Origin of the sequence: Liquorilactobacillus sicerae (assembly GCF_029916425.1) — a bacterium.
GTDB classification, from domain to species: domain Bacteria; phylum Bacillota; class Bacilli; order Lactobacillales; family Lactobacillaceae; genus Liquorilactobacillus; species Liquorilactobacillus sicerae.
Map to the genome: position 1 here is coordinate 14697 of NZ_JAHAVQ010000012.1, position 20896 is coordinate 35592.

Consider the following 20896-nt stretch of genomic DNA (forward strand, 5'->3'; position numbering starts at 1 on the left):
AAAACTAGGTTAACCTGAAAAAGCATTTTGCAAATCATCATAACCAAAGGCTTGCCCTAATAATTGTTGCAAATCAAGTGGCAAAGGTGCAACTACTTTGATTTTTTTCCCTGAAAATGGATCAAAAAAAATCAATTGTCTTGCATGTAATGCCTGACGCTGAATCAATTTTTGGCTGCCTCCGTATAATTGATCACCGACCAAAGGATACCCTAAATGACTAAAATGCACCCTAATCTGATGATTTCTGCCCGTCAACAATTTAGCCTTGACTAATGTCTGATCTGCCGCGGTTTTTTGTACCCAATACTCTGTTTGAGATATTTGTCCCTGCTGATCGATAATCCGTTTTGCCTGTCCTGGCACTCGCTTGATTGGCAGATCAATCAAACCATGCTGGGTTTTCAGTTGACCATCAACAACTGCCAGATAACACTTATCAAGCAAATGGCTCTCAACTTGAGGTTCAATCATACTTTGAGCCAAATGATGCTTAGCTAGCAGTACTACTCCACTGGTAAAGCGATCCAAGCGTGTAATCACATGTGGCACTAAATCAGTTGCTTGTCGATTAATCAAATAACCTTTGACCCGATTTACTAAAGTCGTAGTCCGATCACTTGGTCCAGGAACGGATGATAGCCCGGCCGGCTTATTGATTGCTAACCAATTAGCATCTTCATATAAAATTTCAATTGGTTGATAATTCGGTTCGAGTTGCGGATTATTTTCTGGTTGAAAGCGCAAAATTACTTTATCATTAGGCTTAATTGATTGTTTCAAATCACTTGCACGATCATTGAGCAGTAAGATGGTTTCACCGCGACGAATTTGACTAATCGTTCGCTGACTAATTTTTTTAGCTAATAAGAATTTCTTGATTAAACCATGAAAATTAAGATCATTGACCAATAAATATTCCATTTTTTCATTCCTTGCAAATTTAACGCCGCCGCAAAATTCCAGTTGCAATACCGACAACGGCGACAACCAGCCAAACAATCATTAATAAATTCGACTGATTGACTATTAATTGAATAACACTGCTAGCCACGTCATTCAAATCAACACTTGCTTGACTTGAAAGCTGAGCAAAATCCAAATTTGCTACTACTTGCTTAAATAACAAATTGGCAACAAACAACAAAACTGCTGTATAAGCTGCCGCAATGCCCAAATAATGCAGCCAGCCAAAAAAGTTACGCTCTACGACTAGTAAAAGTACCAACAGCAACAAACTAAAACCTAAAGCTACCAGCAAAATCAATGCATTTGCTTTGCGCAAAGAAATCAATTGCTGAACTTTTTGCTGCAAATCTTGTGAATTAAGCGCTTGATCTAAACTGCCCTTTAGCCCGCTCAATAAAGTGCTTTGGGCTGTCTGATAAATTAAATTATCGGTGGATAAACCAATTGACTGTGCTTTTGCATCAAGATTAGTTTTAACTTGGCTTTGAATCGTACTGGTATCAAAAATCGACGTTTTGCCAGCATATGCATTTTCAACAGCTGTTTTTAAATCAGTTTTAACTTGTGAATTGGTTAATAGATTCTGGGTTAATGTCGTTGAAATACTATATTGCTTAGCTAGTGAAGCTAAGTAGTTGTTCAAGCTTGAATGAAGCTGTTTAACGTACTTATCTTGGGTGAGCGTTTGACTGATTTGATCGGCCGAAAAGACCGTAACCTTTAGCGTATAACAAAAACTGCTAACAAATAAAGCCAACAATAAAAAGAAGGTCACCATACGGCTTGTACTATGATTTCTTTTTTTTATTTTAGCAGCTGAAAAATGGCCGCCATTATTTTTTCTGCTAAGTTCCATTGCTCGTCTCCTTTTCCTTGTAGAGTAAGTATACTCCTCTAAGTGATTCACAAGCAAAAAAATCAATCATTCCTGATTTGAAAATGTTTAAAGGTTAGCCGAGTGCCCAATAAAGAGACAATAATCACCCCAACCAACTCAATAAACGGCATCGTCGGGTTTAAAGTAGCCTGAACTGCTCTTTGCCGTGAATATCCTGAAAACAAGCTCAGCACTGCTAATGCTTGTTTTTGATGCTGAGCCGACCAATTAGACAAGATTGTTAAGCCCACTATGCTTAAAGTCAATAAAGCAACTCCAATCAAATACTTTTGCTTTTTCGGAAAGAGGCTGAAGATACTACCAATTAAATCCATCCCTAAAACTAAGGCAATCGTAAAGAGCAAAGAGAAAATAATTGCTAATACCTGGTTAACGGTGGCTGCGTCAGCAAATTTTCCGTAGGCCGTCATGTAAAGTGAGGCTTGTTGCCAATCATCAGCCCCTAAAAAATTACTGATCAAGCAACGATATAAGTACCCAAAGAACTGCGTAATCAATGCTGCAATGACCAAAACAACCATTTTGCTTTGCCAAAACATTTTTCGCGAAACACCATTTTGAATCATAAATTGAAAATCATCATAATTACGCATACTGATAATTGCGAGAATAATCAATAAGACTGGTCCTAAAGAAAAATTACGCAATTCTCCGGCAAAGTTGATCGATTGATTGTTGGACAAGGTTTCAATCAAAAGTGGTATCAACAAAACTCCAAAAAGTGCCCATGCAAAAGCATACCCCATTTGACGTAATGTATTACGGAATAAATATGTTGTTACGCCCTTTTGCCGTTCGCTCATTTACCGATTCCTCCTTGATTGTTGGTTAGATAGACAAAAAGCTTTTGCAGATTGGTTTGTTCAATTGAAACTGTATCTGGCAAGATTCGCTGATCATCCAACGGACCGTATACATAGTAACCTGTAATTCGTCCAAGTGTCTCTTGACCAATAATATTAAAGCCATCCGTATATTTAGCAACGTCTTTGGCTGGTCCGACGATCAAATGAGCATTTGCCAAAATATCTTCTGTCTCACCATTTAAGACCAAATCGCCGTGGTCAATAATCAATACGTGTTCCATTAAGTTAGCAACCTCATCAATCAAATGCGTTGCAATCACAACTGTGCGGTGATGTTTCAGGTAATCATCCATAATTGCCTGATAAACCAAATCACGATGATTAGCATCTAATCCCAAGGTAGGTTCATCCAGCAGCAAATATTGCACTGGTGTAGCTAAAGCTGTGATCAATTTAAAAATGCTGCGGTACCCAGTCGATAACTTGCCAAACTTCTGTTGAAGATTAAGCTCAAACTCACCTGCCAAATCATAAGCAAGTTGAAAATTAAATTTTCCATAAAGCAGCTCTGTTCCACGCATTAGCTGCTCTAAGCTTTGACTAGCCGGATAGAGGTCTTTTTCACTCATTAAATAGATTTTACCTAAAGCCTGCGCATTATCAATTGCATTTTGATCATCAACTAAAATTTCTCCACTAGTTGGAAAAATTCGATTGGCTAATAAGCTTAAAAGCGTACTCTTGCCAGCCCCATTTCTGCCTAATAAGCCATAAATTTTCCCTGGTTGTAATTCACAATCAATTGGTTTTAAAATTTTCTTTTTACCATAATTTTTAGTCACCTGTTTTATTTGAATACCTGTCAATTAGGAAACCCCCTTTCAATCAAATCAACCAATTCTGTCTGCGATATTCCAAGCTTTTTAGCCTCACGGACTAGACCAATGACTTTTTGGTCGTAAAATTCATTTTTCCTTTTTCTAACGATTTTCTGATAGGCATTGGTTGTGACAAACATTCCAATACCTCGTTTTTTTTCAATTAATCCTTGTGCTACCAATAAGTTCATACCTTTTAGGATCGTCGCTGGATTGATATGAAACTTTTTAGAAACTTCCGTTGTTGACGGGACCTGATCGCCTGCCACGTAAAGCCGAGCAAAAATGGCCTCCGTAATTTGCTCGGCTACTTGTAAGTAGATTGGTTCAGTACTATTGAAATTAAACTGCATTTGCTTCACCTCGTCGTCTGGAGCACAAAACCAAGCATACTTATTCTTCAGCTTATTTGTCAACTTTCTTTAAAACGATCTTCTGATAAACAAGATTTAAGAATAAATAATATCCCAGATAAATCAAGCCAAAGATAATAAATGGCAGCCATAGATTCTTATATGGATCAGCCAAGAGGGAAACAAACAGATTTAAACCAAATAGAACATGCACAACGCCTAAAGCTGCTGGTAAGCAGAACAAAATCGCAATTTCACGCCTAATTGCCCAACGCAAACTGGTTTCGTGAGTTCCTAATTTGCGCAATAATTCATATCGAGGAATATCAGCAAAACTACCTGATAGAATTTTAAACATTAAACAACTGGCTAACATGGCTAAGAAGGATATTCCAAGCAGAACTGCCATAAATTCGAGGCCAGAGTATAAGACTCTAACTTGCTGATAACTGTTCCAATTCCCCAGCCAAAGTGAAGTATTACTCATTGCAACAGGGTGTTTCTGCTTTTCCAAATGTGCTAGTTTTTTCAAAATTGGAGCACTTTGACGGATACTCTTAGTTCTTAAAAAGATTACCTTCTCAGTTGAACCAGTGCTCTGTGAAAAATTAGTCTGAACTTTGACTTGATCTACTTGACCATTTTCTTGGCGACTAATTCCCAAGTAATGTGACAACTCACTCGCTAATAGATCAGTTTTTTGTTCTGGAATAACTTGGATTTTTGCATCAGCAATCTGGCGGCCAACTTTTTCACCAACCTTGACTTGCCAAAACGGCTGTAATTTAAATTGATTAGCCGCAAAAATCAATTTTTTGCCATCCCTAACAAAAGTATACGTCCTTTTTTGCTGTAATGATAACTGATCGATCAATTTTTGCTGTTGGGAAGTTGGATCAACAATACTCAAATCATAAGCACCTGAAACACGCGAGGTCGTATCAATCATCTTATCTAAACCCATCCCGACAGTGATTGCACCTAAAGCCATCGCAAACATCATCGTGATTCCGGTTAGAACTTTGGTATAATCAACAATCCGGAAACGTAATTGAGCTAAAGTAAATCCATTTAATCCACGCTTAGCAAATGAAAAACGTTCCAGCCATTGCAACAATGTGCTGACGACTGCTTTAAACAAGAAATAAGTCCCAAAAGTCAAGGTCAAAACTGCAATGATAATTGTATATTGATGAAAGATTAGTGGCTTGATCATGACGTAATAACCAACTACTAGCAATAACACACCGGTAATTAATTCAATCAGCAAGGTGAACGGCTTGTTTTGGTGAAAGCTTGACTGCTGATTAGCCTTCAATAATTGCAAAACAGTTTTCTTAGTCATTACGAGAGTATTCCAAGTTGCAGCCAACAAAAACAGACCAAGGTAAATCAACAATGTCCAAATAATAGCTGGGAGCCAAAATGGATGATAAGCGGTAGCTGCTGTACCTAAAAAATTGATAACTAAGCTGCTTAAGCCAAAACTCAAGCCAATTCCTAAAGCTATCCCCAATAATGTTGCCATTGAACCTAACATCATTGTCTCTAACCAAATCAGCCGACCGATTCGTTTTTTTCGCGTACCAAGCATAATAAAAAGTCCATAATCACGTTGGCGCATGCTAAGCAAAAACGAATTAGCATAATTCAAATAAATTAAAGTTAATAGTCCCAGTAAAACTGATCCAAAGCCAAAAACATAGCCGATCAAATTTGAAACAGTTTGCCCATTAGTCATCAGAAAATGATGATTAGCAGCAACCGTTTCAAATAAATAAAAGATGGCACTTGAAATTGCTAAGCCAGAAAATAAAAGTAAATAATCTTTCCAACGATGACGCACACTGCTCACAGCTAATTTAAAAAGCATTTGTTTTCCCCCCTTTTATTGTTCAAACGTTCCTAATTGATCAAGAATCTGTTGATAGAACTCTGGTCGACTTTGACTAGCTTGTCGAACCAACTCATGACCAATTTGCCCATCTTTAATAAAGATTATTCGCCGGCAATAACTAGCTGAAAAGGCATCATGCGTAACTAATAAAATTGCGGTTTTTTCTTCCTGATTAATTTGTTGCAGCAGTCCTAATAATTCACGAGCTGATTTAGAATCAAGTGCCCCCGTTGGTTCATCGCCAAAAAGAATCTGCGGTCGATTGACTAAAGCACGGGCACAAGCAATCCTTTGCTTTTGTCCACCTGAAAGTTGGGCCGGATATTTTGGCAACAAATTTTCAATTTCCAAAGCCTGCGCAGTCTTAGTCACAATTTGATCGATTTTCTTGACCGGTTTACCTTGCAACGATAATGGCAAACCAATATTTTGCGCAGAAGTCAAATTTTCTAATAAATTAAAGTCTTGGAAAATGAACCCCATTTGGTTTGCTCGAAAATCTGCTAAAGCATTATCTTTAAGCTGTGTTATATCTTGACCTGCAATTTTAATTGTTCCAGCAGTTGGTCGATCGAACGTTGCTAACATGTTTAGCAACGTTGTTTTCCCGGAACCAGAAGCTCCCATTACACCCACAAAATCGCCAGCAGCGACTGAAAACGAAACGTCTTTTAGAGCAGTGTATTTTTTCTCCTGCTGTTTGCCATAAATTTTCTTCAAATGCTGTGCTTGAATTACTGAGTTATTTTTCATATTCTTCTCCTTTGGTTATATGGTTAATTGCCTATGTAACTAACCATATAACATTTAGCAGCTACTGACAAGAAATTTTTTTAAATTCAAAAAAATTATCCTTCGAACGTTAACCAAGAAGTTAACATTTGCAGGATAATTAAATTTAATCCAGAATTTATATAGTGTTTAATCGTGTTCGATGCGAAAACTGCCAATTGCTAAGCCGGCACTGCTGATTAACTTGATCATAATTCGAGCCATGTTTTCCGCCGACAATGAACAGTCGTTTTCCAACCACCAATAAATCGTACTCATAAAAGTCGTCACTAAATATGAAATAATAAAATCATTAGGAATAATTTGATCACCATTTTTAACTTGTAATTTAGAAAAGATTTCTGAAAAATGCTCGCGTAAAAACTTTTTGAATGTATCCATCAAAATCATGTTCCGTCCCCGTAGCACTAATAAATAAAATTTCTTTTCACTTTTAACTTGCAAAAAAATCTTAGTAACAATCTCAACAATTTTTTTCTCGCGAATAACATTGCCCGACTCGATGATATTATTCTCAATGCTCCCCAATAATGGTAACAAAACATATGGAAAAACTTGTTCCAGTACATCTTGTTTGTCACGAAAATGACTATAAAAAGTTGAACGATTGATCATTGCCCGATCAGCGATATCTTGAACTGTAATTGATGCAAAATCTTTTTCAAAAATCAAATCAACAAAAGCTCTGAAAATTAATCTTTTTGTTTTGAAAATTCGTAAATCTTCTTTTTTCATCAAGTTCTCCTTGTTAATTTTTTCACTGTGATCCAACAAAAAAAAGACAACTGTTGTTTATCCAACTTCTTCTTATTATTTGGTCATTGATTATCGCTATATCTCCAGTAAAATTAATTATAGTAAGTATAAACGACACTTGTATGATAATCAACAAACATTTGCCAACAAACGACGGAGGTAAATTCCATGCAGGAAAAAGATCAATTATTTGGTGGAATCGATGTCGGTTCAACCACTGTTAAAGTGTTTATTTTAAACAATCAAGGAAAAGTTTTATATCAAACTTATCAACGACATTTTTCTGACGTCAAAAAAGCCAGTAAAAAAGTTTTGACCGAAGCAGCAGCTAAAGTCGGCTTAACAACACCCATTTCTTTTACCATCACTGGTTCAGGTGGAATGGGCCTAGCGGACGTGTTGCAGCTTAAATTTGTTCAAGAAGTGATTGCTTGCACCAAAACAGTTGAAACTGATTGTCCAGAAACTGATGTTGCTATCGAGTTAGGTGGCGAAGATGCCAAAATCACCTTTTTTGGTTCTTCCTTAGAACAAAAAATGAATGGCTCTTGCGCTGGAGGGACCGGGGCCTTTATCGATCAGATGGCGAGTCTCTTAAAAACCGATGCTAATGGCTTAAACGAGCTAGCTAAAGATTATCATCATATTTATCCAATTGCGTCACGCTGCGGTGTTTTCGCCAAAACTGATATTCAACCCTTGATCAATGATGGAGCTCGTCAAGCAGATTTGGCCGCTTCCATTTTTCAGGCTGTTGTTAATCAGACAATCGCCGGTTTGGCTTCTGGACATAAAATCAAGGGCAAAGTTGCTTTTTTAGGTGGGCCACTTTATTTCATGAGTGAGCTGCGTCAACGGTTCATCGAAACATTAAATCTCAAGCCTGAAGATGTAATTTTCCCGCCTGATCCGCAATTATTTGTTGCTAAAGGTGCTGCTTTATATGCAAAAAATCAAGCAAGTACGACCATTGAGAAACTTTTAGCAAATTTGGAAAATTCAGCTGGCTCATTACAGCCAACCCGATCACTTGAACCATTATTTAAAAATCAAACGGAACTCACTAAATTTCGACAGCGTCATGATCAAGCTAAAGTTGAGTCACGCCCTTTAAAAACTTATCAAGGCTCTGCCTACTTGGGAATCGATGCTGGCTCAACAACTACAAAAATCGTTTTGATGAGTGATGATCAGAAAATTTTGTACACCAAATATGATAACAATGATGGTGATCCCTTAAAGAAAACGATTGAAATGCTGACCGAAATGTATCTGCAGATTCCTAAACAAGTTACAATTGCGAAAGCCTGTACCACTGGTTATGGTGAACATTTAATCAAAAGCGCCCTGGCAGCTGATGAAGGAGAGGTTGAAACCGTTGCCCACTACAAAGCTGCTCATCATTTTATGCCAGCAGTTGATTTTATTTTGGATATTGGTGGTCAAGATATGAAGGCCATGCATATCAAAAACGGCGCACTTGCCTCAATTCAATTAAATGAAGCTTGTTCATCCGGTTGCGGTTCTTTCATCGAAACTTTTGCCCAATCCTTGCGTTATGATGTTAAAGATTTTGCTAAAGCCGCTTTGTTAGCACCGCATCCGGCTGATTTGGGTTCAAGATGTACAGTTTTCATGCAGTCCAAGGTTAAACAGGCGCAAAAAGAAGGCGCAACTGTTGGTGATATTTCCGCCGGCTTATCAATGTCAGTTATTAAGAATGCTTTATTTAAAGTCATTAAGGCACGATCTGCTCAAGATCTAGGAAAACATATCGTCTGCCAAGGAGGAACCTTTTATAATGAAGCTGTTTTACGGTCTTTTGAACTGCTCAGTGGGCAAAATGTTATCCGGCCAAACATTGCTGGTTTGATGGGAGCTTATGGTGCAGCTTTGATTGCTCAAGAACGAGCTGCGGCCGACGATCAAACAACCTTACTGACAGCTGAACAGATGGCTGGTTTATCATCAACTAAAACTTTCACCCATTGCGGCCGTTGTGAAAACAACTGCCTATTGACAGTTACTCTTTTTAATGATGGGCGTCAATTTATTACTGGTAATCGTTGTGAAAAAGGTTTACGAATCAAGTTAAAACCGAAGGATCAACGGGTCAATTTGGTCAAAGAAAAATTGCGTAAGCTTTTTTCTTACCGACCATTACGAAAAAAATTGGCAACGCGCGGTGTTATCGGCTTGCCACGGGTTTTAAACATGTACGAAAATTATCCATTATGGGTGACATTTTTTAAAGAACTGGGGATTCGAGCTGAACTTTCAACTCGCTCATCAGAAGAACTTTATGAATCAGGAATTGAAACTATCCCTAGCGATACCGTTTGTTATCCGGCAAAATTAGTTCATGGCCATATTCAGTGGCTGATCAAGCGCGGACTCAAAACAATTTTTTATCCGTGTGTTGTTTTTGAACGTCAGGAAAAAAAGGCAGCTAATAACCATTTCAATTGTCCTGTTGTTCAATCTTACCCAGATGTAATCCGCATGAATGTCGATGAAATCCGCAACGGTCAAGTTGATTATCGTAATCCTTACCTAAACTTAGCTGATTTTGATTCCACCGCTCGTAACTTATATGAAACTTTTAAAGACTTTGGCATTTCACCAAAAGAAGTTAGAACTGCTTTGACCGCCGGATTTAGAGAAATGGATAATTTTAAACGCTGGATTCAAAATCGCGGTGAAGAAACCTTATTGCAAATGCGGCAAACTGGTCAACATGGTGTTATTTTAGCCGGGCGTCCATATCATCTAGACCCGCAAATCAATCGCGGAATCTCGCAGATTATTTGTGCTGAGGGATTTAACGTTTTAACTGAAGATAGTGTATCTCATTTAGGAGATGTTAAAGGCCTGCGGGTTGTCAATCAGTGGACTTATCACTCACGGTTATTTGCAGCCGCACGCTTGGCCGCCAAAACTCCTGAACTGGAATTTGTCCAGTTAAACTCTTTTGGATGCGGAATTGATGCAATTACTACTGATCAAGTCGAAGAAATTATGAACCATTACAATCGTTTGTACACTGTCCTAAAAATTGACGAAGGAACTAACATTGGCGCAATCCGGATCCGAATCCGTTCACTAAAAGCTGCTGTCTTAGAACGTCAGCAGCGCAAAATTAAACCTGAAGAACAAAATGATCAAGTAACTCCGCCAAAATTTACAACTGAGATGAAATCTCATTATACTCTGCTAATGCCGATGCTTTCACCGATCCATCAATCTGGATTAGTTGATGTTGCCTTAAAAGCCAGTGGATATAACGTAGTTAATCTGCCCGTTCAACGCCAACGGTCAGTCGATGAAGGAACTAAATATGTAAACAACGATGCTTGTTATCCAGCAATCATTACAATCGGTCAAATGATTGAAGCCTTGAAAAGTGGTAAATATGATCTCAACCAAACAGCAGTCATGATGAGTCAAACTGGTGGCGGCTGTCGTGCAACTAATTATATCCCATTGATTAGAAAAGCTTTAAAAGATGCCGGTTTTCCGCAAGTGCCAGTCGTTTCAATCTCTCTTGGTGCACAAGGAACTGAAAAAACGCCCGGTTTCAAACTAACCGTTCCGCTAGTTAAGCGAGTTGCCTTAGCCTTTTTGTATGGTGATCTATTTGAAAAAGTCGTCTATCGAACTCGACCATACGAAAAGGTTAACGGATCAGTTGATCAGTTGCATCAACAATGGTTACAGTTGATCAAATCGAATATTGAAAATGGCAGCTTCCATGAATTCAAACACAATGTTGCTCAAATCGTTCAGGACTTTGATGCGATCCCGCTTAAAAAGATTCAGAAACCAAGAGTTACTTTAGTTGGTGAAATTTTGGTTAAGTATTCTCCAATTGCTAACAACAATATCGTTCGTCTATTGGAAAAAGAAGGTGCTGAGGTCAATTGTCCAGAAATTGCTGGATTTTTAAATTACTCACTGTACAATCAGATCTACAAGCATGATCACTTAGGCTTTTCACTAAAAAACAAAATTCTTGCCGAGGTAGCAATTAAATTAATTGATTTGTGTGAAAAGCCAATGAACAGTGCTCTAAAGCAATCAAAGCGCTTTACTGCCAGCCAAGCAATTGAAAAGATTGCTCAGGGAGCTGAAACTATTATCAATTTAGGCAATCAAACTGGTGAAGGTTGGTTTTTGACCGGCGAAATGGTTGAAAGTTTACAACAAGGGATCAATAATATTATCTGTATGCAACCATTTGGCTGTTTACCAAACCATATTGTCGGCAAAGGCGTCGTCAAACAATTACGCAGTCAATATCCTAAAGCCAATATTGCGCTGATCGATTATGATCCTAGTTTGTCAGCTGTTAATCAACTTAATCGAATTCGTTTAATGCTGGCAACTGCCAGGAAAAACTTAGCCAAGCAAACAGCTGATAAGCAAGAATTAGCTAGAGAATCAGCCCAGGTTGCTCAGCATAACTCTTTGCATGGCAAGCCAGTTAATGCTAATTAGGCTTAAAAATTAAGTAAAAATAAAGGAACAAAGACCACCCCATCGTGTTGTCTCTGTTCCTTTATTGCTTTTTAAAACATTTTTAGTATATTTAACTGAAACTTGAAAGTTCATATTTGGGCAGACACTGCATGGTATCAGCCTTATTTTTACAAAAAATAAAACACAAGCTGCTCCTGTGAAGTATACTTGAGTCGACAAAAACTTAGATACAAAGGAGAACTTGTGCTATGAATATTATACAACATGCTCAGGATTATATCATTTTAAAAAATAAAATTTCTGTTTTTAATCAACTCATTGGCTTGTCTAAAATTTCTCGGAAGCTTAACTATCTCCGCCGCTCTAAGCTTTCTTTGTTGTCTATTTTGTCGTGGCTCATGGTATCTATTTTTCAACAACGCTCACTGTATCGTGCAGAAAAGACAAAACAGTTTACCACCCGTACGGTACGCAATGTCCTGAATGATGCCCGGATCAACTGGCAACGATTGACCTGTCTCTTGGCTGGCGGGATCATCGATTACTTGCGCCGCATCAAAACTTTAGATGGTCGTCGGAAGCTTGCCTTTGTCTTGGATGATACATTGATCAAGCGCTCGTTTTCAAAGAAAGCAGAATTATTAGCGAAAACTTACGATCATGATCGCGGCAAATATCTTAAAGGGTATCGCGGCCTTACTTTGGCAATCACTGATGGAAATACGCTTTTACCGGTTAACTATGCCTTGATGTCTTCTGAAAATCAACGTAACCGAATTGGTTCCCCAGCTCGTTTCACTGACTTGCGCACTTTAGCTGGTCAGCGCCGAGCTCAAGCTCAGCGTAAGATGAACTTAGTTGGTATAGAACTTTTAAAGCAGGCTCTGGATAATCAGATTACAGCTGACTATGTCCTATTTGATACTTGGTTTAGTTCACCTAAAATGTTCAAAACGGTCATTGATTTAGGAATGGTTGGCATTGGTATGATCAAAAATACAGTGAAAGTTCACTATCGTTATCGAAACAAAATGATGTCCGATAAAGCTATCTATCAGTTGCTTAGACGAAGCCAACGGCGTCAACACGACAAGTATCAATACAGTGTTATTGTTGAAGCTCACGCCGGTGAGAATACCTTTCCACTGCGTTTAGTATTTGTCACCAAGCGTGGTCATACCAATAAATTTTTAGTTTTAGCATCAACTAATCCCGATCTGACACCAGATAAAATCATCCAGATGTATGGTCGTCGCTGGCAGATTGAGGGCTTCTTTAAAGTAGCCAAGCAATACTTACGCCTTGATCGCAGTCAAATTCAAAGTTATGATGGCTTTTGTGCGCATTTGGCACTGGTCATGATGGCCTATGATATCCTGGCTTGGCAACAGGCTTGGCAACAACGAGAGTCAGTTGATTACCATTCGATGGGTGATTTATTCTTTGAACTTAACCGTGATTTGACTGATATTACGCTAATTGAAGCTCTAACACAATTATTAGTTAATCTGGTTAGCTATGTCAGTGGAAAAATATTCATTGAGAAGAAGATAAATGAATTTTTAAATGAGTTTTTTGACCAATTACCAGGAAGCTTTTCCAAATTACTGACAGCATGAACTCTTATCTAATTTTGAAGCAACAAATTGAATAGGTTCAAGACATTAAGTGATTTTTGAACTTTCAAGTTTCAGATATTTAAATTGAACAATATTTAAAATTCTAACGTACTTTTAGTTTCACATAAATGTGCCACGAGAATCTATAGAATGGCAATCCTAATTGCAACATTTGATAAGCTATTTTATCACGCCGTGGTGCTTTAGGATCTTGCATAACTTCTTGACGATGTTTCTTCAAAAATAATAAAATTTTCTTTTGCTCTTGCGGAATGTTAGCTTGAGGATCAGCAAGAATTTGATTTAATGTACTAAAACGAGCATAAACTTGCCGTCGCAAAGCGGCGGCAGCTAAATCTGGATAATGTTCTTTAACAAAATGTGCCATTTTATCAGTCATTGGCAATAACTCAAGTTTCTTTCGATTAAAACTTGACCTGACAATCGACCCTTGACGGACTATGTAATAATATTTAGCATTGAATCCACAGGCAACAGTTTCACATAGATCAAATAATTGATAGGTCGTCGCAATATCCTCAAAAATATACCCTTCTGGAAATTTAACCTTATCATATAGTTCTTTGGCACCAAGTTTAGCGTAGGCACAAGTATCAACTAAGTCTTGATAACACATTTTCTCAATACATTTTTTCCCTGTCAAAACTACCTCTTGGCCATTTTCATCACTTTTTTGAACGCCTGTCTCTTCAAAAACATTTTTAATCGAACAAATAGCCAACTTGGATTTAAAATTATTTTTTGCCAACAGATTAAATAAGTATTCGACATAGTCTCGGGTAACATAATCATCAGAATCAATAAACGTCAAATATTCCCCTTTAGCAACTGAAATACCTTTATTTCGCGCATTTGACAGCCCACCATTTGTTTGATGAATGACCTTAAATCGTGGATCCTTTTGTGCATATTCATCAGCAATTTTGCCAGATTCATCCGTTGAACCATCATCCACCAAAATAACTTCCAAGTTTTGGTAGGTCTGAGCAAGAACTGATTCTAAGCAGTGTCCTAAATATTGAGAAACATTATAAATTGGAATGATAACACTGATCAAAGGTTTAATTTGCATAAGCAAGTTTCCTCTTTTCTACTCATTAATTAACTACTGATAACTGCAAATTTAATTTCATTTGAACCTTTTTTAAGTTTTTTCAAATCTGAATAACTCAAAAATTATTTTCTTTTAAGATAGATCAAATACCAATCTCCGAGAAACTGACGGTATCTAGGATAAGAATCCAGATAAAAAAGCAATTTTAAACCAATCAATGGATTCTTTTGAAAATAAAACTTCTTACGAGTTTCCAACCATTGATCTGCACGTTTAGCAGTAGAGATTTGAGCAGAAACTTCCCCTGAAACTTCATTAGCTACAAACTTTTTTAAATCAGTGTTAAACTGTTGAGATACAGCTATCCACTTTCTCTTTTCTTTGATGGTTTTTAAGTTCTTGCTTTCTTTAAAGAATGTACTAGCTGAATGCTTTCTCCAAACTATCAAGTCATCAGTATAAGCATACAGGCCATCAGCAAACATTGCAAAACGCCAGAGTAATGCATCATGAGGATAATCAGGCTGCCAATACTTTAAACAGATAGTTGCAAATGATTTTCTAAAACAATAAGTACATCCTGGGCTTTTAATCAAAAAATAATTATTTTTAATTCTTATGCGTTTTACTTCCTTAGAGTTTTCCCATGGACCTATTTTTTTATTCCCATTCTCATATGACTCACAATAATTTGAAGTTAACAGTCTTATATTTGCATTGTCCTCCATAATTTTACTCATGATTTCAACTTTATCTTTCCGCCAAATATCGTCCTGATCACATGTAAAAATTAAATCACCATGACAACTTCTAATTCCGTCGATAAAGTTTCTTCTCCACCCTTTGTTATACTTATTGATACTCAATTGCCAATTTTGCAAATTATTTTGATGGATGAAATCCTTGACTAAACTAATTGTGTGATCTGTCGAACAATCATCTATAACTAATACCTCATCAGGTAAAACACTCTGTTCCATAATCGATTCTAACTGCGGTATAATGAATCTTTCACCATTGTAAGTTGATATTACTACTGAAATCATTTTTACCCAACTTTCAAAAATTTGTTTAAATATATAGGTTTCTTCTAATCCAGATTTTAGATTACTTTTTTTAAAATGTGATTTATTTTTTTACAATTTATTCAATGATAACATAATTTAGTTCTTGCTATTAAATTAGAATTATTTGCTGACATTAACAGATAAATCATGATAATTCATGTCAACAATAACTACTGATTTTTCTATTCCGATGTTATCATAAAGAAAGGTACTACAAAACCTACTCTTTAAAAGTTCACTTTCTTTTTTGAACTAGCAGACGATTAAAACTGGAGTGAGTCGATGCGAATCAATATTATCCAACATACACCCAACGAACGGCCAGGGTTAATCAAGACTTGGGCTCAAGTGCATCAACATGCAATATATATTTATCATCCCTATCAATTCGACATTTTCCCACGAATTGAGGAAACTGACCTCTTAGTTATCCTTGGTGGCCCAATGAGTGTCAATGACTCTTTGCCATGGCTGAAAACTGAGCGCCAATTGATCAAAAGTGCCCTAGAGGCTAAAATACCGATCCTGGGAATTTGTTTAGGTGCTCAACAAATTGTTAAAACTCTTGGTGGACAAATCACAACTGCTCCGGTTAAAGAGGCTGGTTGGGCTCCCGTCCATCTTGAAAATCAAATTATTCCGACTTTACCAGAAAAGTTAACCGTTCTCCATTGGCATGGTGAAACTTTTAGTTTACCACCAGCCGCTAAATTATTATTTTCTAGTAAATTGGTCAAAAACCAAGGATTTATTTATCATGGAAACGTGATCGGACTGCAATTTCATCTTGAACTAGAACTTGAAAATTTAAGAGAAATCGTTATTAATGATGGGAATTATCTTAATAGTTCAATCTTCAAACAGTCTTCACAACAAGTCTTAAATTTTGATATTCCAAAGCAAAATAAAAACATCATGTTTACTTTACTAGATTACTTAATTTCCAGAAGCTTTTAGAGGCACACTAATAAACAAAAATGGCCTCCAATATTAGTGCAGAGCTAATTTTTGAAGGCTATTTTTCTATTAAAATTTAGATGTTAATTCAGTTTATGGCCGCTCAATAATCTCAAAACGGCTCTCAAACGGTGCTAACTGTTGTGGCCCAAGCTCAGTAAAAATAAATTCACCAAAATCATTATTATCGTGAACAAAAGCAAAGTTAGCGAATTCAAGTTTCTGCGACTTAGCTGATAAATTAACCACATATAGACCCAAAGATTTCTGATTATAACGAATAACTGCTAAACAACCAGCTCCAGTTCCTAAAACAAGATCACCATTTTGCAAAACTGGCAAACTTTTGCGACGTTGAACCCACTTTTTAACAAAAGAAAAAATCTTTTGGTTTGGATGTTTCCAAGGGAAAAAGCCCCGATTTTGCGGATCCTTACCACCTTTCATCCCAGCTTCATCACCATAATAAATGCAAGGAACCCCAGGAAGAATAAAAAACAGCTCCCAAGCAATTCTTAATTTTTCGATTTTTTCACCCAACGCTGTATAAATTCGTTCAGTATCATGGGTCCCAATATTATTTAACGAGTTGAAATAAAAATCCTGGGGATAATTTTCGCGTAAACTCATTAATTCACGAATAATGGCCATGATCGATCTTGTTGGCTGATCACTCAATAAATCAAGAATACAATGCCGCAATGGATAATTCATTACCCCATCTAATTCATGCCCTTCTACATAGTGGCGCCGTTTACCATAAGCGATTTTATTGGAAGCATCTTCCCAGACCTCTCCCAATAATACTTTTTCCTGGGGAAATTGTGTCAATGTTTCCCGTAATCCAATAATAAAATTCTCCGGTAATTCATCGGCTACATCTAACCGCCAGCCATCGACACCCATACTAGTCCATTTATTGATCACACTATTTTTATCAGCATAAATCATTTTTTGAAAAGCTGGATTATTTTTATCAACTTTAGGCAAATCTTTAACTCCCCACCAAGCTGCATAATCATCGGGATAATGTTTAAATTCAAACCAAGAATAGTAGGGACTACTTTTTTGCTGAGCAGCACCAATTTGCTTATCATAATACAAACAACGTGCATTAAAATACTTGCTGTCTTTGCCGACATGATTAAACACGCCATCTAAAATGATACAGATTCCGGCTTGATGAAGCTTCTCAACTAATTCTTTAAAATCTTCTTCAGTTCCCAGCATTGGATCAATCCGAAAATAATCATTAGTGTCATAACGATGCGAGCTATTAGCAAAAAAGATTGGATTTAAATAAATACCAGTGATTCCTAAATTTTTCAGATACGGAATCTTAGCAATGATCCCACGCAAATTACCGCCAAAGAAGTCCCAGCGAACAACACTTCCCGTGTGATCTTTGATATAGAGTGGCGTATCCTCAGTTGTCCCATAAATAAAAGTGTTTTTCCGTCGAGCGCATAATTTTCCATCAGGATTACCATTAAAAAAGCGATCTGGAAAAATTTGATAAAAAACCCCATTTTTATACCAAGCTGGAGCGGTAACCTTTTTGTCATAACAAGTCAGCTGATAAGCCTTTAAATCATGCGCTGCCGAAACCTGACCAACTCCACCAAAGCGATCATCTGTTTCACCATAAAAATAAACTTGCGGTTGACCATTAATCTGTAAAGTAATTTTAAAATAGTAAAAGTACAAGCCTGCTTGGTCCAAAATCAAGGTTGTTTGATAAAAATCTCCAGCTATTTTCTCTAAAACATGATTGATTGAAGCCGTTTGCCCGTCTTTATGGACCAATAGTTCAACAGTTGCAACGTTCTCAGCTGCTACTTGTATTCCGATTTTCAACTGCTGATTTTCCTGCACGGCACCAAATGGCGACTTATAACGATCTAGCCACGAATTATAACGGATATTTAACATTCATGTCACCTTTCTCTGACAATTGTTTAACATGCCAAATATCTTCAGCGTACCGTTTGACTGTTTCATCAGCAGAAAAGTAACTTGCATTGGCAATGTTGATCAAACTCATTTTATTCCATTTTCGCTGATCACGATAAGTTTCGTCAACCTTATCTTGAATCCGTAAATAATCTTCCAAATCACGTAAAACAAAGAATTCATCATTTAAATACGTTAAAGAATCATAAATTTCATGACCTTCAGCTGAAACATTTGGAATGGTGCCATCAACTAATGCATCCACCACTCGATGAATTATCGGGTTATTTTGATAATAATCTAAACTATGGTAATTATGATCATGATAATATTGGTACACCTCCTGTTTGTTTAAACCAAAAATGAAAATATTATCATCACCAACATACTGTTTGATTTCAACATTTGCTCCATCAAGCGTTGCTACAGTCAAAGCGCCATTCAACATTAATTTCATGTTACTAGTTCCCGATGCTTCTTTGGAGGCAGTTGAGATCTGTTCACTGACATCAGCTGCTGGAATAATTTTTTCAGCCAACGATACACCATAGTTTTCTAAGAAAATAACTTTAATTTTGGCTTGAATGGTTGAATCATGATTGATCAAATTTGCCGTCTCGTTAATGCATTTAATGATCGACTTAGCGTAATGATAGCTTGGAGCTGCTTTAGCACCAAAAATAAAGACCCTTGGAATAATTTCCAAATCTGGATTTTGTTTCAGATCTAAATATAATTTAATGATTCGCAATAAGTTTAGCAATTGGCGCTTATAAGCATGAAGTCGCTTGATTTGAACATCAAAAATTGCATTTGGTGAAACAATGATTCCAGTTTTCTGTTTGATAAATTGAGCTAAATCACGTTTATTAGCTAATTTGGCTTCACTCAGCTGATCTAACAAACTATTATCCGTTGTATGATCGGTTAATTTCAACAGTTGACTAGCATCTTGACGCCAATCATTTCCAATTGTTTGGTCAATAACCTTTGCCAAACGCGGATTAGCAATTTGCAACCAGCGCCGAACAGCAATCCCGTTAGTTTTATTGTTGAATCTATCAGGATAAAGCGTATAAAAGTCATGCAAAACATCCGATTTTAAGAGATCCGTGTGTAATTTAGCGACACCATTAGTGCTATGAGAACCAATAATTGCCAGGTGAGCCATATGAACTTTCCCACCAGAAATAATTCGGGTTCGTTCAATTAAACCGCCGTCAACTTTACCCGCCAAAGAAGTCACAAAACGGTGATCAATTTCTGCAATAATTTGTAAGATTCGTGGTTGAATCTCATTCAACATTGGCACAGCCCATGTTTCAAGGGCTTCGGACATGATTGTGTGATTGGTATAACTCATAACTTTAACAGTTTGAGTCCAAGCCGTACTCCAAGATAAATGTTCTTCGTCCAACAAAATTCGCATAAATTCAGCGACACACATTGCCGGATGAGTATCATTAATATGAATCGCTACTTCTTGACTAATTTGATCAATTGGACTGCCATATTTTTTATAATGACGGATAATACTTTGAATTCCAGCTGAAACAAAAAAATATTCCTGTTTAAGTCTTAACAGCCGACCACTTTCATTTGAGTCATCTGGATATAAAACAGCCGTAATGTCTTCAACTTGACGACGATCTTCAATTGTTGGATATTTACTTTCTTCACTTTCAGGAATCTCGGCGCTCCATAAACGCAAAGTATTAACATGATTATTATGATAGCCGACCATGCCGACATCATATGGGACCGCTTGAATCAAAGTGGCAGCTTCGTAAACTGGTTTTAAGTAGCCTTTTTCCTGAACCAAGTGGACATGTCCACCAATTCTAACCAAAACAGATTTGCTGGCACGGCGAATTTCCCAAGCATTGCCACCGTCTGTATTTAACCATTCATCTGGTAATTCAACTTGATAACCATTAACAAACTTTTGCTTAAAAAGTCCATAATGATAACGAATGCCATTACCATTAACTGGATATCCTTCTGATGCTAGCGAATCCATAAAATCGGAAGCCAATCGACCTAAGCCGCCATTTCCTAAAGCCATATCTGGTTCGACTGCAGCGATTTCATTCAAATCTAATCCCATCTCTTGAAAAGCAGTCTTGACTAAATCATACCAACCCATATTAAGCAAGTTGCTTTTTAAAAGCTTTCCAGGCAAATATTCGATTGAAAAATAATAGCTTTGTTTATCATGTTCTTTCACAAAATCTTTCCACGTCTGCCGCCAAATTGCTGAATAAGAAGATTTAACCAGCGAACATAAGGTTCCGTACAGTTCACTGTTACAAGCATCACTAATATCCATAGCATACTTTTGATTAAGTCTTTTTTTAAACATAGTGATAAATTCTTCTTTAGTAATTGATCCCATAA

At 37.0% G+C, this 20896-nt stretch carries 15 protein-coding genes; 3 read left to right on the top strand and 12 right to left on the bottom strand.

Annotated elements, in window-relative coordinates; translation table 11 throughout:
* Positions 1–9: 9 nt before the first annotated feature.
* From KH893_RS08390 to KH893_RS08425, 8 genes are all read right to left on the bottom strand, one after another.
* Positions 10–924 (bottom strand): RluA family pseudouridine synthase, encoded by a 915-nt coding sequence (locus KH893_RS08390; RefSeq protein ID WP_281165706.1) that lies wholly within the window; start codon positions 922–924, stop codon positions 10–12.
* A 19-nt stretch (positions 925–943) separates the two neighbouring features.
* On the bottom strand, positions 944–1825 hold the full coding sequence (locus KH893_RS08395; RefSeq protein WP_281165707.1) for a hypothetical protein: 882 nt from the start codon (positions 1823–1825) through the stop codon (positions 944–946).
* A 62-nt stretch (positions 1826–1887) separates the two neighbouring features.
* On the bottom strand, positions 1888–2670 hold the full coding sequence (locus KH893_RS08400) for a hypothetical protein (RefSeq protein WP_281165708.1): 783 nt from the start codon (positions 2668–2670) through the stop codon (positions 1888–1890).
* The gene (locus KH893_RS08405) at positions 2667–3539 is read right to left on the bottom strand and encodes an ATP-binding cassette domain-containing protein (RefSeq protein WP_281165709.1); all 873 of its coding nucleotides are present in this window, start codon (positions 3537–3539) and stop codon (positions 2667–2669) included. The genes KH893_RS08400 and KH893_RS08405 overlap by 4 nt, the downstream gene beginning before the upstream one ends.
* Complete coding sequence (locus KH893_RS08410) at positions 3536–3904, bottom strand: GntR family transcriptional regulator (protein WP_281165710.1); 369 nt, start codon at positions 3902–3904, stop codon at positions 3536–3538. The genes KH893_RS08405 and KH893_RS08410 overlap by 4 nt, the downstream gene beginning before the upstream one ends.
* Before the next feature lie 52 nt (positions 3905–3956).
* Complete coding sequence (locus KH893_RS08415; protein ID WP_281165711.1) at positions 3957–5777, bottom strand: FtsX-like permease family protein; 1821 nt, start codon at positions 5775–5777, stop codon at positions 3957–3959.
* A gap of 15 nt (positions 5778–5792) precedes the next feature.
* Complete coding sequence (locus KH893_RS08420; protein ID WP_281165712.1) at positions 5793–6554, bottom strand: ABC transporter ATP-binding protein; 762 nt, start codon at positions 6552–6554, stop codon at positions 5793–5795.
* A 168-nt stretch (positions 6555–6722) separates the two neighbouring features.
* On the bottom strand, positions 6723–7328 hold the full coding sequence (locus KH893_RS08425; RefSeq protein WP_281165713.1) for a TetR/AcrR family transcriptional regulator: 606 nt from the start codon (positions 7326–7328) through the stop codon (positions 6723–6725).
* Positions 7329–7517: 189 nt separating this feature from the next.
* Here KH893_RS08425 and KH893_RS08430 point away from each other — a divergent pair, with 189 nt between their 5' ends.
* On the top strand, positions 7518–11846 hold the full coding sequence (locus tag KH893_RS08430; RefSeq protein WP_281165714.1) for a 2-hydroxyacyl-CoA dehydratase: 4329 nt from the start codon (positions 7518–7520) through the stop codon (positions 11844–11846).
* A 230-nt stretch (positions 11847–12076) separates the two neighbouring features.
* Positions 12077–13447 (top strand): IS4 family transposase, encoded by a 1371-nt coding sequence (locus KH893_RS08435; protein WP_281165715.1) that lies wholly within the window; start codon positions 12077–12079, stop codon positions 13445–13447.
* Positions 13448–13550: 103 nt separating this feature from the next.
* Here the strand turns inward: KH893_RS08435 and KH893_RS08440 are convergent, their stop codons facing one another.
* On the bottom strand, positions 13551–14540 hold the full coding sequence (locus KH893_RS08440; protein ID WP_281165716.1) for a glycosyltransferase family 2 protein: 990 nt from the start codon (positions 14538–14540) through the stop codon (positions 13551–13553).
* Positions 14541–14644: 104 nt separating this feature from the next.
* Positions 14645–15568, bottom strand: a complete 924-nt coding sequence (locus KH893_RS08445) for a glycosyltransferase (RefSeq protein ID WP_281165717.1) — start codon at positions 15566–15568, stop codon at positions 14645–14647.
* A 303-nt stretch (positions 15569–15871) separates the two neighbouring features.
* Between KH893_RS08445 and KH893_RS08450 the strand changes: the two genes are divergently transcribed.
* On the top strand, positions 15872–16546 hold the full coding sequence (locus KH893_RS08450; RefSeq protein ID WP_281165718.1) for a type 1 glutamine amidotransferase: 675 nt from the start codon (positions 15872–15874) through the stop codon (positions 16544–16546).
* Between the two features lie 93 nt (positions 16547–16639).
* Here KH893_RS08450 and KH893_RS08455 read toward each other — a convergent pair whose 3' ends face one another.
* Positions 16640–18478, bottom strand: a complete 1839-nt coding sequence (locus tag KH893_RS08455) for a glycoside hydrolase family 13 protein (protein ID WP_281165719.1) — start codon at positions 18476–18478, stop codon at positions 16640–16642.
* Positions 18459–20894: a glycogen/starch/alpha-glucan phosphorylase gene (locus tag KH893_RS08460; protein WP_281165720.1), complete on the bottom strand. Its 2436-nt coding sequence runs from the start codon at positions 20892–20894 to the stop codon at positions 18459–18461. The genes KH893_RS08455 and KH893_RS08460 overlap by 20 nt, the downstream gene beginning before the upstream one ends.
* Between the last annotated feature and the right edge of the window lie 2 nt (positions 20895–20896).

Bases quoted from the DNA above. Each gene is read 5' to 3' on its own strand.
- KH893_RS08390 (WP_281165706.1), bottom strand. From the start codon at position 924: ATGGAATATTTATTGGTCAATGATCTTAATTTTCATGGTTTAATCAAG.
- KH893_RS08395 (WP_281165707.1), bottom strand. From the start codon at position 1,825: ATGGAACTTAGCAGAAAAAATAATGGCGGCCATTTTTCAGCTGCTAAA.
- KH893_RS08400 (WP_281165708.1), bottom strand. From the start codon at position 2,670: ATGAGCGAACGGCAAAAGGGCGTAACAACATATTTATTCCGTAATACA.
- KH893_RS08410 (WP_281165710.1), bottom strand. From the start codon at position 3,904: ATGCAGTTTAATTTCAATAGTACTGAACCAATCTACTTACAAGTAGCC.
- KH893_RS08415 (WP_281165711.1), bottom strand. From the start codon at position 5,777: ATGCTTTTTAAATTAGCTGTGAGCAGTGTGCGTCATCGTTGGAAAGAT.
- KH893_RS08420 (WP_281165712.1), bottom strand. From the start codon at position 6,554: ATGAAAAATAACTCAGTAATTCAAGCACAGCATTTGAAGAAAATTTAT.
- KH893_RS08425 (WP_281165713.1), bottom strand. From the start codon at position 7,328: ATGAAAAAAGAAGATTTACGAATTTTCAAAACAAAAAGATTAATTTTC.
- KH893_RS08430 (WP_281165714.1), top strand. From the start codon at position 7,518: ATGCAGGAAAAAGATCAATTATTTGGTGGAATCGATGTCGGTTCAACC.
- KH893_RS08435 (WP_281165715.1), top strand. From the start codon at position 12,077: ATGAATATTATACAACATGCTCAGGATTATATCATTTTAAAAAATAAA.
- KH893_RS08440 (WP_281165716.1), bottom strand. From the start codon at position 14,540: ATGCAAATTAAACCTTTGATCAGTGTTATCATTCCAATTTATAATGTT.
- KH893_RS08445 (WP_281165717.1), bottom strand. From the start codon at position 15,568: ATGATTTCAGTAGTAATATCAACTTACAATGGTGAAAGATTCATTATA.
- KH893_RS08450 (WP_281165718.1), top strand. From the start codon at position 15,872: ATGCGAATCAATATTATCCAACATACACCCAACGAACGGCCAGGGTTA.
- KH893_RS08455 (WP_281165719.1), bottom strand. From the start codon at position 18,478: ATGTTAAATATCCGTTATAATTCGTGGCTAGATCGTTATAAGTCGCCA.
- KH893_RS08460 (WP_281165720.1), bottom strand. From the start codon at position 20,894: ATGGGATCAATTACTAAAGAAGAATTTATCACTATGTTTAAAAAAAGA.